This window comes from Colwellia hornerae (assembly GCF_007954355.1).
Lineage (GTDB): Bacteria > Pseudomonadota > Gammaproteobacteria > Enterobacterales > Alteromonadaceae > Colwellia_A > Colwellia_A hornerae.
This window is the reverse complement of sequence record NZ_VOLR01000003.1, coordinates 203,318-219,766: the sequence shown is the minus strand read 5'-3', so window position 1 is coordinate 219,766 and position 16,449 is coordinate 203,318. Positions and strand designations below refer to the sequence as shown.

At 40.2% G+C, this 16,449-nt stretch carries 10 protein-coding genes; 4 read left to right on the top strand and 6 right to left on the bottom strand.

The window, feature by feature from the left end:
* Positions 1–98: 98 nt before the first annotated feature.
* The 6 genes from ESZ26_RS03205 to ESZ26_RS03180 all read right to left on the bottom strand — a co-directional run bounded on the left by ESZ26_RS03205 (position 99) and on the right by ESZ26_RS03180 (position 9,299).
* A complete protein-coding gene (locus tag ESZ26_RS03205) occupies positions 99–737 on the bottom strand; it encodes a response regulator transcription factor (RefSeq protein ID WP_146797727.1) in 639 nt (212 codons plus the stop codon).
* A complete protein-coding gene (locus ESZ26_RS03200; protein ID WP_146797729.1) occupies positions 737–1,456 on the bottom strand; it encodes a sensor histidine kinase in 720 nt (239 codons plus the stop codon). The genes ESZ26_RS03205 and ESZ26_RS03200 overlap by 1 nt, the downstream gene beginning before the upstream one ends.
* Positions 1,446–4,799 (bottom strand): serine/threonine-protein kinase, encoded by a 3,354-nt coding sequence (locus ESZ26_RS03195; RefSeq protein WP_146797731.1) that lies wholly within the window; start codon positions 4,797–4,799, stop codon positions 1,446–1,448. The genes ESZ26_RS03200 and ESZ26_RS03195 overlap by 11 nt, the downstream gene beginning before the upstream one ends.
* Positions 4,800–4,825: 26 nt before the next feature.
* Complete coding sequence (locus tag ESZ26_RS03190; protein WP_146797734.1) at positions 4,826–5,728, bottom strand: FHA domain-containing protein; 903 nt, start codon at positions 5,726–5,728, stop codon at positions 4,826–4,828.
* A gap of 35 nt (positions 5,729–5,763) precedes the next feature.
* The gene (locus ESZ26_RS03185; RefSeq protein WP_146797736.1) at positions 5,764–6,600 is read right to left on the bottom strand and encodes a DUF6689 family protein; all 837 of its coding nucleotides are present in this window, start codon (positions 6,598–6,600) and stop codon (positions 5,764–5,766) included.
* Positions 6,601–6,830: 230 nt separating this feature from the next.
* Positions 6,831–9,299 carry a S8 family peptidase gene (locus ESZ26_RS03180; protein ID WP_146797739.1) on the bottom strand — a complete coding sequence of 823 codons (2,469 nt, stop codon included), beginning with the start codon at positions 9,297–9,299 and terminating at the stop codon, positions 6,831–6,833.
* Between the two features lie 632 nt (positions 9,300–9,931).
* Between ESZ26_RS03180 and ESZ26_RS03175 the strand changes: the two genes are divergently transcribed.
* The 4 genes from ESZ26_RS03175 to nirD all read left to right on the top strand — a co-directional run bounded on the left by ESZ26_RS03175 (position 9,932) and on the right by nirD (position 16,339).
* Positions 9,932–11,404, top strand: a complete 1,473-nt coding sequence (locus ESZ26_RS03175; RefSeq protein ID WP_146797741.1) for a NarK family nitrate/nitrite MFS transporter — start codon at positions 9,932–9,934, stop codon at positions 11,402–11,404.
* Between the two features lie 6 nt (positions 11,405–11,410).
* Positions 11,411–13,183: a bifunctional protein-serine/threonine kinase/phosphatase gene (locus tag ESZ26_RS03170; RefSeq protein ID WP_146797744.1), complete on the top strand. Its 1,773-nt coding sequence runs from the start codon at positions 11,411–11,413 to the stop codon at positions 13,181–13,183.
* A 249-nt stretch (positions 13,184–13,432) separates the two neighbouring features.
* Positions 13,433–15,976 carry a nitrite reductase large subunit NirB gene (nirB, locus tag ESZ26_RS03165; RefSeq protein WP_146797746.1) on the top strand — a complete coding sequence of 848 codons (2,544 nt, stop codon included), beginning with the start codon at positions 13,433–13,435 and terminating at the stop codon, positions 15,974–15,976.
* 27 nt (positions 15,977–16,003) lie between these two features.
* The gene (gene nirD, locus ESZ26_RS03160; RefSeq protein WP_146797749.1) at positions 16,004–16,339 is read left to right on the top strand and encodes a nitrite reductase small subunit NirD; all 336 of its coding nucleotides are present in this window, start codon (positions 16,004–16,006) and stop codon (positions 16,337–16,339) included.
* Positions 16,340–16,449 lie beyond the last annotated feature (110 nt).

Genomic DNA, 16,449 nt, shown 5'->3' with positions numbered 1-16,449 from the left:
AATAAACCTTATATGTTTTGATACATCGAGCATGCCAAACATTAAGGTTTAAAATAATCAGGTAAAACCCCTACAAGGAAGAGGTAAATATACCTTGTTTATAGCAGTAGGTTGTTTTTGGCCGCATAACGGACCAATTCAGCTGCGTTAGCAACGTTTAATTTATCGAGCACTTTACCGCGATGGTTTTCTGCTGTTTTAACACTTATATCTAATGAACGGGCAATTTCTTTGGTGGTTTTACCTTCGATAATCAAATGAAATACTTCACGTTCACGATTTGTCAGGTTTTTGTAGGGGTCTTGCCAATTTTCTGCCGGTTGGTTGTATTGTGACGCCAACACACTTGCCGCATATTGGCTGTAATAGGTTTTTCCAGCCGCTAATGCTTTTACCGCATCAATGAGTTCGTCACTCGCACTGTCTTTTAATAAGTAACCAGAAGCACCCGCTCTAACCATATGAATGACATACTCTTGCTCTTCATGCATAGTTAGCACTAACACTTTTGTGTCTGGCAGTTGACCATTTAAGCGTTTAACCGCTTCCATACCGTTTAATCCTGGCATGCTAATATCGATAACGATGACGGTGGGTTTTAATTCCAGCGCTTTACTCACCGCTTCAAGTCCGTCGGCTGCTTCGGCAACCACTTGAATGCAATCATCTTTACTAAGTAAACTGACCAGACCATGACGTAAAATTGTATGATCGTCTGCAATAAGAACACGGATCATCAGCCATTCCTCCCCGTTACCAAAATCTTTATTTCACAGCCTTGTCCTGGCTGCGATATTATCGTTAATTGACCGCCAAAAGCACTTATTCTATCGCGCATTGCTCCTAAGCCAAAGCCCTCAGGACTAGCTTCTTGATCGGCTTTCATCCCGATACCGTCATCTTTTATTTTAATCATTAACAGATTATCAGTTGCAATTAAATTAAGAGTAATGGTTTGTGCTTGTGCATGCTTAATCGCGTTGGTCAACGCTTCTTGTATCACTCGAAACGCCAGCGTTTGGGTATCACTATCTAAAATACTGTCAACTTGATGATGAAAATCAATGGTGGCTTTTTCGGGTTCGGCCATAATACGCACTAACCAATCAAGGGCAGGAATAAGCCCAAGATCATCTAAAATTCTTGGTCGCATTAAGCGAGAAATCACTCGGGTATCTGATAAAGCTTGGCGAGCAAGATCAATACTTTCATCAAGCGCTATACTCTCATCCCCTTTTTTAACTTGCTTAAGCTGATTAATCAAAGCGGTCAGCAGCTGTCCGACCCCATCATGTAATTCTCGAGCGATATGCTTGCGTTCATCTTCTTGCACTCGCCAAACGCGTTTTGCCAAACCACGCATTTGTTCATTACCTGAATAAAGCTGTTGTGAAATTTGTTTTTGCTTTTCATTAAGTTGGTCAACCATTTTAGCAATATTGGCATTATTGGTCATGGCGTGATAACTCCATTAATGAATCATTTAGTTCAAAATAATCTTGAGTTTCTATGAATTTACCGGAGAATTCCGGAGGTAAATTAGCCTTAAGATGCGTCAATTTTTTAGTCACTTTTTTATAATATTTTGTTGGGTCTTGTTTATTAACAATTGCCAATTGGGCACGCAAACGATCAAATTGAAAACTACGCCAATAATCCCCCATTTTTCTTAATAGAATATCGGCTGATCGTAAGGTGCCTTTTAAATCAAGCCAAGCACCGGCAAAATATTGCTGTATAGCTAAAAGCTCTAAATATTCAATATACTGATATTGCTGAAGGCTAAAATCAACGTTAGCTAGTGGTGTTAAATAAACATTAATATCCTTTTTTCCTAAGCGTAATGCTTGCTTTGCTTCATACATTAACTGACGAATATAGATAGATTGATGGGCGTGATCTAAGACCAAATTGTTTTCATTACGAATTAAAGAGGCTGAGACACTATTTTTGGTATGACTCTTTAAGAATTGAAATTTTGCTTGGTGTTCTTTATTACCATTTGTCGAGACGATATCACTAATGTTAGCCAAATGCTTAATAGCTTGCTCTTGATCGCCAAGCTGTAATGACCAATCGGCTAACCATAGACCAAATTCAGCCATAGCTCTAACGTCATTAGCTTTTACCGCCGCTTGATAAGTTGCCGTTAACTCTTCAATGCTTGCATAAAAGTTACCTTGTAAAAAAGCCAGTTTCGTTAAGTAGCTGCGCGACACGATCGACTCTTCGGTAATGTTGAGCTTTTCAGCATCGGTTAAGGTATTGTTAAATAGGTGATAGGCATTACGCCAGTTTCCCTTGGCTAACTCCATCTGACCCAAGTTTTGTCGCACATGGATAATGCCAATGGGAAATTGTATTTGCTGGTACAACTGCTCTGATTGACGCCAATAAACTAAGGCATGTTCTGGGTCAAGCAACATAAAATAAGTAAAGCCAATATTATTCATGCTCTCGGCCTGGAGCATTAAGTTATTGAGTTCAACGCGAATATTTAACGCATGACGATAGTTTTCTAGGGCAGTTTGATAGGAAGCTTGCTCTTCAGCCAATTTTCCTAACTCATTATAGGTATTAGATAGCCCCTCTTGATCGTCTAACGTCTGATAGATAGCTAAACTTTCTGTTAAGTACTGTTCAGTCTGTTGGTATTGACCAACCGCTAAATGCATAGCGGCTAAGTTAGTCATGGTGGTTGCTGCATCGGCTAAGTTACTCAGCTGCTTTCTAATTTTTAACGATTGTTGATAATAATCAAAGGCAAGTTCCGTTTCTCCTAGCTGTTCATAAACCACACCAAAGGCATTGAGAGCCTCGCCTTCTTGAACGCGATTTTTTAGCTTTTTAGCGGTGACCAGTGCCTTAACAAAATATTCATTTAACGCTTTTTCGAAGTCACCTTGTAAAAATGCCACTCGACCTAACATAAACCATGCACTAGGATGGTTGGGATCAATTTTTACCACGTCTTGTAATAAGGCTTCCATTTTCTTATGTTGTTCAATAAAAAAATAAAACTCTGATAGCATCATCTTAAGTTCAGTGTTGTAAGGAAATGCATTTACTAGGGTTAAATAATCGGCTTGCGCTTGCTCGACTTTACCCGCTAAGTCATTTAAGCGGGCACTCGCTAGCTTTGCCGTATAAGAATTAGCGGCGCTTAATGCTATCGCCTGGCTATAAGCCTGTTCTGCTTCCATAAATAAACCTATTGTTAGGTTTAATTCGCCTTGTTGCAGCCAGGTTTGCGCCGAACTCGGTTCTCGCGCTAATATTTGTTTTAACGCTTGCTGCGCTTGTTCAAATTCACCCTTTAAAATAAGTGCTTTAATAGGAAATAAATCAACCAGAGGATTTTCTTCAATATCAATGGTTTTATCGGCATTGACTTCTATGTCTAAACGCTGCGTAAATTTATCGACAAAATGACGAGTAACTTCTTGCCAATCTTTCTCGTTATAAGGCTCTTTTATTAGGGTTTCACGTTGAATGTTATAACCGTCGACAGAAACCAATTGAAACTGAATTTCTTTAGCCTCAGAGCCGGCAATGAATGTTTGTGGGCTAATCAGCACGTCAATTTGCAGTAAGTCAGATATCAACTCCATATTAGCGTCGTCAATGGGTGGCGTAATACCTAGTTGTGCTAACAGCTGGCTTAATCTCGCTTGCTCAATCACCCGTAAGTTTTTAATATCGGTTAATTGGTAATTCAAATAGTTAGCGAAAGTTTGATCAAATACGCCCGTTTGTGTCTGCAAAGGTAATATCGCCACTGCGTAATGATCTACCGCATTGGCTTTAATCGGCGTTTGTCGACTGGTAAACAAAACAACAGCGATGATAAAAAATAAGATCATCGACGTAACCGTCACAATTAAACGCTGCTTGCTGATAGGTTGGTTATCTTTTTCTGCTAATAGACTAATATATTTATTCTGCGCTTGGGCAATATTATCGGGTCGGGATGCTGGATGCGGAGAGATTAAGGTCAATAACCAGGGTTTTAAAAAGTTAAACTCTTCTTTAACAGCCTTAAATTTTGGTTTATCTAACAACTTAGTCTGTAAAATCTCATCAATCGAATGGCCACTAAACGGTAAGCAATGACAACATAACTGAAAGATCACCACACCTGCGGCATACAAATCAGTGGTTAAATTTATTTTACCGGTTTGTAAATACTCAGGCGGCGCATAATAAGGTGTACCTGAAACACGATCAGCGTTACTTTCTTTATTAAAAGCAGATAAGCCAAAATCAGCAATAAAGAGCCGACCTGATTCATCTAACATGATATTTTCAGGCTTAATATCTTTATGAGTAACCCCCGCTTTTTCAGCAAAGGCTAAGCCATCTAATAATTGCTCAATAATTTGATAGGTTTGGTCAATAGTGAGTGATTTCGATGCGATAGCTTCTTCTAAACTGCTGCCCGAAATCCAATCCATGGTTAAGAAATGAACGTCTTCGTCTTGGTAGTATTCATGAACACGGATAATATTGGGGTGACTTAGTTGACGAACCAATAATAATTCTTTTTTAAAATCAGCAATGGTTTGCTTATCTTGACTCAGCGATTTATTAAGGACTTTGATGGCGATAAAGGTGTCAAGCTGCTTATCATAGGCACGGTAAACAAAGCCGTAACGGCCTTGTCCTTGTAGACTTTCAATTTCAAAACGACCAACAAGGCATTCTCCAGCAGCGAGCGGCTTAGACAATGGTATTATTTGGGTCGCATTTAGCTGATCATCATCGCTATTTATTAACTTGGGTGCTTTAGGATCGCTCATACAGCCTTTTTACTAATGATGTGGTATTAGTGGCACAAATTAAGCAAACTATAATCTTTATCGCTAGATGTCCGTATCGAGTTGTCATTAAGAATTAGTTGCAATGAATCAATAGATTGTTGCAGCAACATCGCCTGAACGGTTGCTTCGAGTTGTTGGCTCATACTGCTTAAAATTTCTATATCCAACTCGGTGAGCACTTTATCAGACATTTTGCTGTCGGTATAAACAATTCCCACTACTTTCTTATCATAAAATAATGGAATGCAGGCTAATGCAGCAATTTGTTTCAGTTCGATGCTTTTACGAGCACTTAACAGCTCATGACATGAAACATCCATGGCAACAACGTTTTGTCCGCTTTCAAAACAACGAGTTATCGCGCCAACACTGCCTTCAAATTGTGATAGTTTAAAATCATCTCGTTGCATACCATGGGCAATACTGACATTGAGTGATGCTAGCGTATCGCCAAGCAAGACAATACCGCGTTGAGTACCGGTTAACATGATGATATTTTGCAACTGTTCAGAGAGATTTTGTTTTAAATGCTCGGTCAACGGGATTGCAGTGGGCGCTTGGCTGCTCGACAACCGCCAGGCATTATGAGTCATTATCGCATCAACTTGTTTTGACGACTTAGTTTCAAAGAGGCAGTCAAGCTCACCAATAGAAATAATCGCGTCATCATTTAAAGTGGAATGGGTTATCGCTATGCCATTAACTTTAGTGCCATTGCGACTGCGCTCATCATCAAGCTGCCAAATTTCGTTCAAGTGCGCAACTTTGGCATGCTGACGAGATACAGTTGGGTGATCGAGCAACAGCTCACATTCGTGAGAACGTCCTAAACGGTAACCATTATCTTCATAAAGAAAACTTTCCATCGCTGGTTGGTCCGGATAACAAATCGTAATTTTAGCTGGCATGAGATCACCCTTAATTGAACACTATTTTGTCGACGTTATTTGATTAATCGCAAGCTGAATCGTAAGGTATTGGCATAAGCCATTAGCTCACCAGCAACGTTATGAATATCACGACTTGAACGCCAAACATCGGGAATATTTATGCCTTTATTATCATTAATACGGCGATTAAAGTCATTAATTTTGCTACTCGCCATATGATAATTAGTCGACAAGATAAGTTGATTAATTTCATTTACATCTTGCAATAGCATGGCGTGAACCGCGGCATTTATTTTTGGTGAAAAGTTATTGAGTGCCATTTGTAAATCGTTAAATTTTTGGCTAATTACAACTAACGGTGCACGTAAGTCGGCAACAATAATAAATTGTGAGAAACGCCCCGTTGAACCACGTGTTCTGTAGCTACCTGCCCCCATAGTCATGGTGATATCTTTAAATTCACCATTAAGTGGTGCCTTAAAGAATCGTAGTGGTGTGCCAGCGGTATATTCTAAGTTATGAGTGTGTAAATCCACAGTCGCTAAGCCTGAAAATGAAAAACCACTGTTTGCCAATGGCTCAATCGTGATCATCATTGGAAATGCTGCTGATGGGGAAATATTTAAGTCATCGGGTAAACGATCAATAAAATCTAATGAGGTAACGTCGATAATTTCTGCTGTTAGCCCTAAACTCTCTTTCGTTAGGCCAACTGCATTTTCAAATTGTAAGGTCATATCGGCAGAAATGTTGCCCGGCAAGTGGATAACGGCTTCAACCTTATTACCTTGAACATTGACTGACACCGGTTCAGAAGCGAATGATACCGTACTCACCAATATAGCTGTTGATGTTAGTACTAAAGTAAGTAGCTTTTTTATATGTAACATATTTTTTCCTCTGGGTAGTAACCTGACAATGTCATCAAATTATTTTTACATTTCTTTACATTTTTTTACTTTACAATCTTTTACATTTTTTTACATATCAGACTTAACTAGAACCTACGTTGATCTACACAAATTAGCAAGTTGTATGGCTTTTTAATAACAACAAAACCAAGCCTGGTCGGGTTGGTTTTGTTATCAATGTTAAAAATACAAATATTAAGTGTTAACAGTTATTTACGTAAGTAACTGTCATATAATCGACTAATGATAACGGCATAGTCACCACGTTTAACAGCACTTGCTGGTTCAAAGTAAGCAACAACAGTTGGCGATAGGTCATAAGGTCCTTGTTCAATCGCGAAACGAACCCCGATTAATGACATATCTATTGCAGCCTGCACGTAACCTTTTAGCTCAGTAGCAACCTCGCTTGAGTCCATAATAGCAATACGCTCACCGTTATATTCGACGGTTATTTCACCACTAAAGTCTTTTACTTGTGTTGCTAATCCCAGCGCCTGTACCAGTGAATAAGCTAACTCTTGTTTATTCACCTTAGCATGTGGTTGAAAACTATCACCATTAGAGATCATCACCGGTGCTTGGTTTTGTACTCGGTCCTTAAGTGCAGACCCCGTTTCAGTGACAGCGTCAACAAAAGGCGCATATCTCGCATTAACATCAGTAAAGACGGTTTTATTATCATTTAAAAAGCCACGTTGTTGTCTAATTGACATCCCCATGACTAAATATTGCGCCAGCTCTTTGCGTCTTAATTTAGCATCCGGGCGATAAGTCTGATCATTTTTACTATCAACTAAGCGCTCACTGACCGCAAATTCAATTGCTTTTTCTGCCGGATGACCGGCAATGTCGTTTAACCCTTCGTAGCCACCTGAGGTTAAAATCGAAATTTCACCTTCGATATATTCAGGGATACCAGGACCATTAGTGGTACCTGTTGGATCAGCTTGTACACCTGATAAAGAAGTGATACCAAAGGCAGATAATTTCCATTCTCCGGTTTGTGCTGGTGCAGAAACTCGCATGGTGCTGCTCAGCACAGGCGTTGTTAAGTTACCAAAATAGACGGTACCGTCTGGAGCTTCCAATTTAAGTTTAACCAGATTGGCCAGTGTTTCAGAGGAAGCACTTATCCATGCTGCATCATCTTGAACGTTAAATACATGGACTTCAGGTTCACCTGCTGGGGTAAATAAAACGCTAAATGGCTCAGGCGCTTCATCATCGATGATTATCGCATTGGCATTAAAAGTATTAAGGTTATTAACCGTCACTCTATTTTGCTCATCATAAGCTAAGGCACCCGCTACTGCAGCATAAGCATTGACATGGCCCGCGCCTACTTCCCAAGATTGGTAACCTGGCATATTAGTGGCTGTTTCTTGGAGGATAGTTTTTATTTGTAAATTGGTTAAATCGGGATTAGCTTCCCACATCAAGGCAATAATACCGGCAACATGTGGCGCTGCCATCGAAGTACCAGAAATTCTTGTGTAAAAAGGTAAGTATTCGTTTTCAATCACGCCAACATCGTCGGCACCACCATTAGAAGCAAGATTAGTTTTAGCACGAGTCGAAATAATATCAACACCGGGTGCAACGATAGTGACTTCGTTCTTATAAGTCCAAGTTGAGCCATCAGGCATAGTAAAATCGCCTGTTTCGCCACGTTTACCGCGCGATGAAAAGTCGATTAAATCGCCTTGCTTAGTGCTAGCTCCTACCGACATACCCCATGGGATTTGTGCGTATGGGTTGTGCGTGTCTTCGCCTGAGCCACTATTACCGGCAGCAAATACTGAAATAACACCCAATCTGTGAGCTTTATATGACGCTAAAGATATTGGACCTGCAGGGGCGTATTTACCGCTAGAACCCCAAGAGTTACTCATCACTCGAATAGGGGAGTTAAAGTCAAAAACATGGGTAGTGGCATAGTCATAACCGCCCAACGCATCTAAAATAGAAAGGCCCGCACCTGAGCCATAACCGATGATGTCTGCACCGGGTGCTGCACCTTGGTATTTACCGTCAGAGTGAGTGCCCCAACCGCCAACAGTACCGGCACAATGGGTACCATGACCAACATTTAAATCGGTGTTACGTTGACCTTCTAGCCACATACCATCGACGCCGGTTAATGACAGCGCCTGCGCATGGGTAACGCCCTGCACATTTTCTATAACTTTAACGCCGTACTCCAAATCATCTAATGTTGCATCAATACCCGAGTCATTAACAATAACAGTAACGCCCTTGCCGGTGTATTTTATGCCATTTTTGCTATCGAATGTGCTAGATTGCAGCTTTTCTACACCGGTTATCTGACGTGCTTCAGCGTTGTAATATTCTAATGAACGGTTAGCGAAGACCGAACGAACACCTGGCATTGTTGCCAAGTGATTAATTTGATTTGCGTTTGCCATCACACCAATAATAGGCAGTGATTTAAACTGTACACCTTGCGTTAAACCAAGGTTTAATAAGCTTTGCAACTGGGTAGTTGTTAATGCATCAAGTTGATCATAGGAAACAACCACCATAGCGCTGTCGGTTACGGTCATATTTTGTAATTGTTGCTCTAATTGAGAGCCAATGACTGCCGCTGCGGTTGCACTTAGACTGATACCTGCGATTGACATGGTTAATGCCATGTTCTTTATTATTGTCTTCATACTTTGTATCTACCCGTCTTTAAAAGTGTATTTTATTTACCCTTTCATTTGACGGGAATTTAACCACTAAAACCATCAGGATCAGCCCCTAGTTTATACAGGGGAAAACCCCTAGATATAAATTTACCCAGATAACTAATCAAGGAGATTTAAGCCAATATTGTTATTTAAAAACAGCCTTTTTATACACTATTATCAATCCTAACTGACCCGGTAATAACTTACTTAATAGCGCGTCTTATGTTTTAGACAACAAACCACTGCGCCTGAAATAACAATCGCTTTTTATGGTTGATAGCATCGATGTGATGTTTGGTTCAAGCCTTGTACTGATAAGGAGCCTAATATCATGACTGTTTTATTGACTCTTTGTTAAAGGTGGATGCTAAATATGAGTGCCCATTAATGATGCACTAATGACTTACTCTTTTTTTGCACTCTATGGGTGCGTAATCGTCATTGTGTTGTGCACTAAAAATAATCGACACAAGATAAATAACAATAAAAGCTTTTAAAACAATGCGCTATATAAATTAATAATGATGGCATTACATTTGCTCTAGATAACTCAATCAATTATCAGTATTAAATAAGTTTGCTTATTTAATAGGAAAAATTTTAGGAGTTGTTACATGAGCGGACAAGAAAGTCTCAATATATTTTCATTCAAAGGTAAGATGAAAGCGTTACATATGAGTTGGATAGCGTTTTTCATTACCTTTGCTGTTTGGTTTAACTTTGCTCCCTTAGTATCAGTTATTGCTGATTCATTAGGGCTAACAAAAGCTGAAATAAAAACATTAATGTTATTAAACGTAGCGTTAACCATTCCAGCGCGTGTTGTTATTGGTATGCTCACCGATAAATACGGTCCGCGCTTAACATTCGCGGTGTTGCTTGGCGTGTGTAGTATTCCTTGTTTTATGTTTGCGCTTGCAGATACCTTTGAACAAGCGGCACTTTCGCGCTTCTTAATAGGTTTTATTGGTGCAGGTTTTGTTATCGGTATCCGTATGGTGTCTGAATGGTTTCCCGCCAACGAATTAGGCATGGCTGAAGGCATTTATGGTGGTTGGGGTAACTTTGGTTCAGCGGCGGCTGCCATGTCATTACCTACACTCGCGTTGGCCTTTGGTGGTGAAGACGGCTGGAGGTACGCGGTTGCTTTTACCGGTGCATTAAGCTTGATTTTCAGTGTTATCTGGTATCAAAACGTAACCGATACACCTAAGGGGTCAACGTACTTTAAGCCTAAGCAAACAGGGGCAATGGAAGTTACCTCAACGGGCGATTTCTTCTTATTACTCATTATGAAAATTCCTATGTATGGCGCTTTAGCTTTACTCACCTGGAAATTATCACCTGCTGGTGTCAGTTTATTAACAGAACAAAGTGCCGTCATTGCCTACATTAGCTTAGTGGTTTTATTTGCCATTGAATTAAAACAAACCATTAAAGTAAATGGTCACTTATTTTCAACACCGGTTGAAGAAATTCATCGTTACCCGTTCAAACAAGTGGCGGTATTAAATGTACTTTATTTTGCAACTTTCGGTTCAGAGTTAGCCGTTGTTTCGATGTTACCGTTATTCTTCGCCGAAACATTCGAATTAAACATGGTTTACGCCGCGATGTTAGCCTCAACTTATGCATTTATGAATTTAATGTCTCGCCCCGGTGGCGGTTGGTTATCAGACAAATTTGGCCGAAAGAAAACCTTATTAATTTTAACAGCGGGTTTAGCCGCAGGTTATTATGCCATGTCAGAAATTACTGGAGAATGGCCATTAGCCTTAGCGGTAGTAACGGCAATGGCTTGTTCATTCTTCGTACAAGCGGGTGAAGGTGCCGTATTTGCAGCAGTTCCATTAATTAAACGTCGTTTAACCGGGCAAATTGCTGGTATGACTGGCGCTTATGGTAACGTGGGGGCAGTGGTTTACTTAACTGTATTAACCATGGTTGATTACTCGACATTCTTTATGGTGATTGCCGCTACCGCTGTGGTAGGCTTTATTACATTACTCTTTATGAAAGAGCCCAAAGGCACCATGACTGAAGTACATGAAGATGGCACGATTGAACTAATTAATGTCGGTCACTAAGCTAAGATGACTACCGAACAGCAAACGGCCCAAAGCGCAGTTGTAGATTTACAATTGTGTTTTGGTGGTTTTTCTTATAAAGGTTTAAAAGCAGAAAACCAAGATGCTTTCGCTGCTATTATTCCGACACAACAAGAACTACGTGCTAAAGGTGCGGTTGTTGCCATTGCTGATGGAGTATCAAGCGCGAGTAAAGCCGCTGAAGCTTCACAGCTGGCGGTCACTCAATTTATTCAAGAGTATCTTGCTACGCCCGAAACATGGTCGACACAAAAATCTGCCGCTAAAGTATTAACCAGTTTAAATAACTGGTTGTATTCACAAAGCGGATTTGTTGATGCTTTAGTTAATCAAGACTCTCCCCAATGGCTAACGACTTTTTCAGCACTTATTGCAAAATCAACCACAGCTTATATCTTTCATGTTGGCGATACCCGTATAACAAAATATCGCCATCAACAATTAGAAGTGATAACCCGTGATCATAATCGTAAACAAATAGGACAACGGGATTTATTAACCCGCGCATTAGGTGCTGATAGCCATTTAGAAGTTGATGTCTATCAAGTAGATTTACAGGCAGGTGATTTATTTATGCTGAGTTGTGATGGTATTCATGACTATGTCAGCAAAGCTATTTTTAAAACACTTTTTGATGGATTACCGTTATCACCAGCTAAGTCTGACTTAGAAGCACTTTCTGAAAAAATTGTTGAAACCGCACTTGAGCGTGGTAGTCATGACAATGTTACCTGTTTGCTGGTTTATATTGACGCGGTACCCAATCGTAAACTCGCGGAAATTGAACGCGACTTGAGTTCAAAAGCTATTCCGCCGGCATTAAAAGTTGGGCAACAGCTTGATGATTACCTTGTTAAAAAAGTGATACACGCCAGCATTCGTTCACACTTGTATTTAGTCATCGATGTAAAAACAAGCAAACCTTATGTGTTAAAAGCCCCGTCTACTAATTTTTCAGACGACGCCATTTATTTGCAAGGTTTTATGCGCGAAGCTTGGGTCGGTGAACGCATTAAGCACGTTAACGTTATGCGTGTATTACCCGGTAAACAAGACAGCCAGTTTTTATACCATGTCTGTGAATATATTAAAGGACAAACCTTAGGTGAATGGTTACATGACAATCCTAAACCTAGCATTGCACAAGTCCGCGATATAATGAAACAAGTGATCGGTGCATTACGATCCTTTCAACGTTTAGATTTAGTGCACCGCGACTTAAAACCCGACAACATTATGATCGATGAATATGGTCAAATTAAATTGATTGATTACGGCACTGTATTTGTCGCTTCGCTTGATGAAAACCAAGAAACAATAAAAGAACAAGTGCCGCACGGTTCTTTAAATTATATTGCGCCTGAAACCTTATTGCATATGCAAGCTGACTATCAAAGTGACCTATTTTCATTGGGGGTTATTTGTTATGAAATGTTATCAGGTGAACTTCCTTACAAGCCGATGCAGCGCGCTGAAGTCACTATTAAAAATTATAGCGATATGCAGTATCGTAGCATTAAACAGTTCCGAGCAGAGTTACCCTTGTGGTTAGATCTAAGCCTTCAAAAAGCAACAGCGGCAGACCCAAAACAGCGTTATCGAGCCTTTTCAGAATTTTTTAGTGATTTAAATAAACCTAGCGCATCTGCCGTTGAAGCATACAATAATCAACCTTGGTTACAACGTGACCCGGTATTGTTTTGGCAATCAATAGCAGCGTTATTGTTTATTGGGCTCGTGGTATCTTTAGTTAATTAACGCGTTACACAGTAACACTGTTAATTCATTAGCTTGCTACTCATCAGCTTGCTATTCATCAGCTTGACGCACACCCGTGGTGCGTTAACGTCGTCACTGTAGTGCAAACCCTCTAACTTCATCTTTATCAAAAACGCTATCCAATTGAATTTATTGTGAAAATTCAATTGGTTCGTTTTTTGCAAATAACAAAGCATTATCTAATTCTGCTAATACAGCAGTAATTTAAAGAAGTAGGATTGCAAAAAAATGAGCAGACAACCTCAGAAGATCGTCGTCGTTGGTAATGGCATGGTTGGCCATCACTTTGTTGATGAAATGGCTAAACATGCTGGCTATGAAATTACCGTATTATCAGCTGAAGATCGTTTAGCTTATGACCGTGTTCACTTATCAGAGTACTTTTCTGGAAAAACTGCTGATGATTTAGCCATGACTACGCCAGCATATTACAACGAAATAGGCGTTAAGTTTTTCACTAACGCGAAAGTCACTGATATTGATAAAGCGGCAAAAATCGTTACCACTGAAACCGGTGACACTTTCGCTTACGACAAATTAGTTATGGCAACCGGTTCATACCCCTTTGTTCCACCTATTCCTGGTAAAGAGCGCGACCATTGTTTGGTTTACCGAACTATTCAAGATTTAGAAGATATTCAAGCGTCAGCTAAAGCCGGTAAAGTTGGTGTGGTGGTTGGTGGTGGTTTGTTAGGTTTAGAAGCCGCTAACGCCCTTAAAGAACTCGGCTTGCAGACACACGTAGTAGAGTTTGCGCCACAATTGATGGGCGTGCAATTAGACAAAGACGGCGGCGCTTTACTTCGTTCAATGATCGAGGGCATTGGTGTTCAAGTCCATACACAAAAAGCCACCAATGAAATTGTCGACGGTGAAACATGTGTTCACCGGATGAATTTTGCCGATGGAACCCATTTAGAAACTGACGTTATCTTATTCTCAGCGGGTATTCGCCCCTATGATAATTTAGCACGTGAGTTTGATTTAGCGGTTGGCGAGCGTGGCGGTATTGTCGTTGATAACAATTGTAAAACCTCTGACAAAAATATTTACGCTATTGGTGAGTGTGCTTTGTGGAATAACTTTATTTTTGGTTTAGTGGCGCCAGGTTACACTATGGCTAAAGTAACTGCCGATAATATTATTGGCGGTGAGCAGCAATTTACCGGTGCGGATATGAGCACTAAATTAAAGTTAATGGGCATGGACGTAGGTTCAATCGGCGACGCTCATGGACGTACTCAAGGTTGTAAAAGCTACGTCTATTCAAACCAACCTGACCAAATTTATAAAAAAATAGTGGTCAGTGCAAATGGTAAAGAATTAATAGGCGCTGTTTTAGTCGGTGATACCAGTGAATACGATACCTTATTGCAATACGCATTAAATGGCATTGAATTACCAGAGAACCCCGACGGTTTAATTTTACCCACTTCAGGTGAAAAACCCACTTTAGGCGTCGACGCTTTACCTAATACCGCCACTATCTGTTCATGTTTGAATGTCACCAAAGGCGATATTATTGCTGCTATTGATTGTGGCGCCGTTGATGTCGGTGAAGTTAAGTCTTCAACAAAAGCAGGAACAGGCTGTGGTGGTTGTGCCGCCTTATTGAAAAAAGTAACAGACCACGAATTAGAAAAACGTGGTGTTGAAATCAACACTGACCTTTGTGAACATTTTGCTTACAGCCGTGTTGAGCTATTTCACATTGTTAAAGCAGAGCAAATAAAAACCTTTGACGTATTAATAGAAAAGCATGGTTCAGGCTTAGGTTGTGAAATTTGTAAACCTGCAGCAGCGTCTATTCTCGCTTCGGTATGGAACGATTATATATTAAAAGCAGACCATGTATCACTGCAAGACACCAACGATGTCTTCCTAGGTAACATGCAAAAAGATGGCACTTATTCTGTCGTTCCCCGTATGCCTGGCGGTGAAGTAACCCCAGATAAATTAATTGTTATTGGTGAAGTCGCTAAAGAATATAAGCTCTATACCAAAGTCACGGGGGGCCAACGTATCGATTTATTTGGCGCGCGTGTTGATCAATTACCAGCAATTTGGAAACGCTTAATTGATGCTGGCATGGAAACAGGTCACGCTTACGGTAAATCGTTACGTACGGTTAAATCTTGTGTTGGCAGCACTTGGTGTCGTTATGGCCAACAAGATAGCATGGCTATGGCCATTTTCTTAGAAGACCGTTATAAGGGTTTGCGTTCTCCTCATAAAATTAAGTTTGCTGTTTCGGGTTGTACACGTGAATGTGCTGAAGCACAAAGTAAAGACATTGGTATTATTGCCACTGAAAACGGCTGGAACTTATACGTTAGCGGCAATGGCGGGATGAAGCCTCGCCACGGTGACTTATTCGCGACTGATTTAGATGATGAAACTTTAGTAAAATATATTGATCGTTACTTAATGTTTTATGTACGCACCGCAGATCGGCTAACGCGCACATCCGTGTGGTTAGAGAACTTAGCAGGTGGTTTAGCCTACATGGAAAAAATAGTGAAAGACGATCACTTAGGTATTAATGCTGAATTAGAAAAGCAAATGCAAAATGTCGTTGATACCTATCAATGTGAGTGGAAAACAACCATCGAAAGTACCGAACAATTGAAACGTTTCCGTCAGTTTGTTAACTCAGACACTGTCGATGGCAATATCGAGTTTGTTACTGAGCGTGATCAAATTCGACCTGCTCAAGGTGATGAGAAAAAATACGGTGTTCAAATTCAAGCCGTTGATTTAACACTTGCATAAGAAACGTTTACCCATAAGGAAAGTAAAATGACCACAGAAAATACCTGGCAAACCATCTGCCCAACCAGTGACTTAATTAAAAATTCAGGTGTTTGTGCCATATTAGCCAATCAAGAGCAAGTAGCCCTATTTCAAGTCGGTGACGATACCATTTATGCGGTTGCTAACTTTGATCCTTTTGGCAAAGCGAATGTTTTATATCGTGGTTTAATTGGTGAAACTAAAGGTGATGTCTACGTTGCCTCCCCCTTATTAAAACAGCGCTTTGTTTTAAATACCGGAGCCTGTTTAGATGATGGTACCTTAGCGATTAAAACCTATCAAACACGCATTACTGATGGAAAATTAGAAATATTCGGTTAAGTCTTTACTCTTATCGATTTTACCATCCCAGCTTAAGTGACTAAGCTGGGATTTTTGTTTTTAGTGATGTCGAGATACGCGTATCAAGGGATTTGATCACGTTAATCACT

Coding starts and splice junctions, on each gene's coding strand:
- nirD (WP_146797749.1), top strand. CDS start 16,004: ATGACCACAGAAAATACCTGGCAAACCATCTGCCCAACCAGTGACTTA.
- ESZ26_RS03195 (WP_146797731.1), bottom strand. CDS start 4,799: ATGAGCGATCCTAAAGCACCCAAGTTAATAAATAGCGATGATGATCAG.
- ESZ26_RS03200 (WP_146797729.1), bottom strand. CDS start 1,456: ATGACCAATAATGCCAATATTGCTAAAATGGTTGACCAACTTAATGAA.
- ESZ26_RS03180 (WP_146797739.1), bottom strand. CDS start 9,299: ATGAAGACAATAATAAAGAACATGGCATTAACCATGTCAATCGCAGGT.
- ESZ26_RS03170 (WP_146797744.1), top strand. CDS start 11,411: ATGACTACCGAACAGCAAACGGCCCAAAGCGCAGTTGTAGATTTACAA.
- ESZ26_RS03175 (WP_146797741.1), top strand. CDS start 9,932: ATGAGCGGACAAGAAAGTCTCAATATATTTTCATTCAAAGGTAAGATG.
- nirB (WP_146797746.1), top strand. CDS start 13,433: ATGAGCAGACAACCTCAGAAGATCGTCGTCGTTGGTAATGGCATGGTT.
- ESZ26_RS03190 (WP_146797734.1), bottom strand. CDS start 5,728: ATGCCAGCTAAAATTACGATTTGTTATCCGGACCAACCAGCGATGGAA.
- ESZ26_RS03185 (WP_146797736.1), bottom strand. CDS start 6,600: ATGTTACATATAAAAAAGCTACTTACTTTAGTACTAACATCAACAGCT.
- ESZ26_RS03205 (WP_146797727.1), bottom strand. CDS start 737: ATGATCCGTGTTCTTATTGCAGACGATCATACAATTTTACGTCATGGT.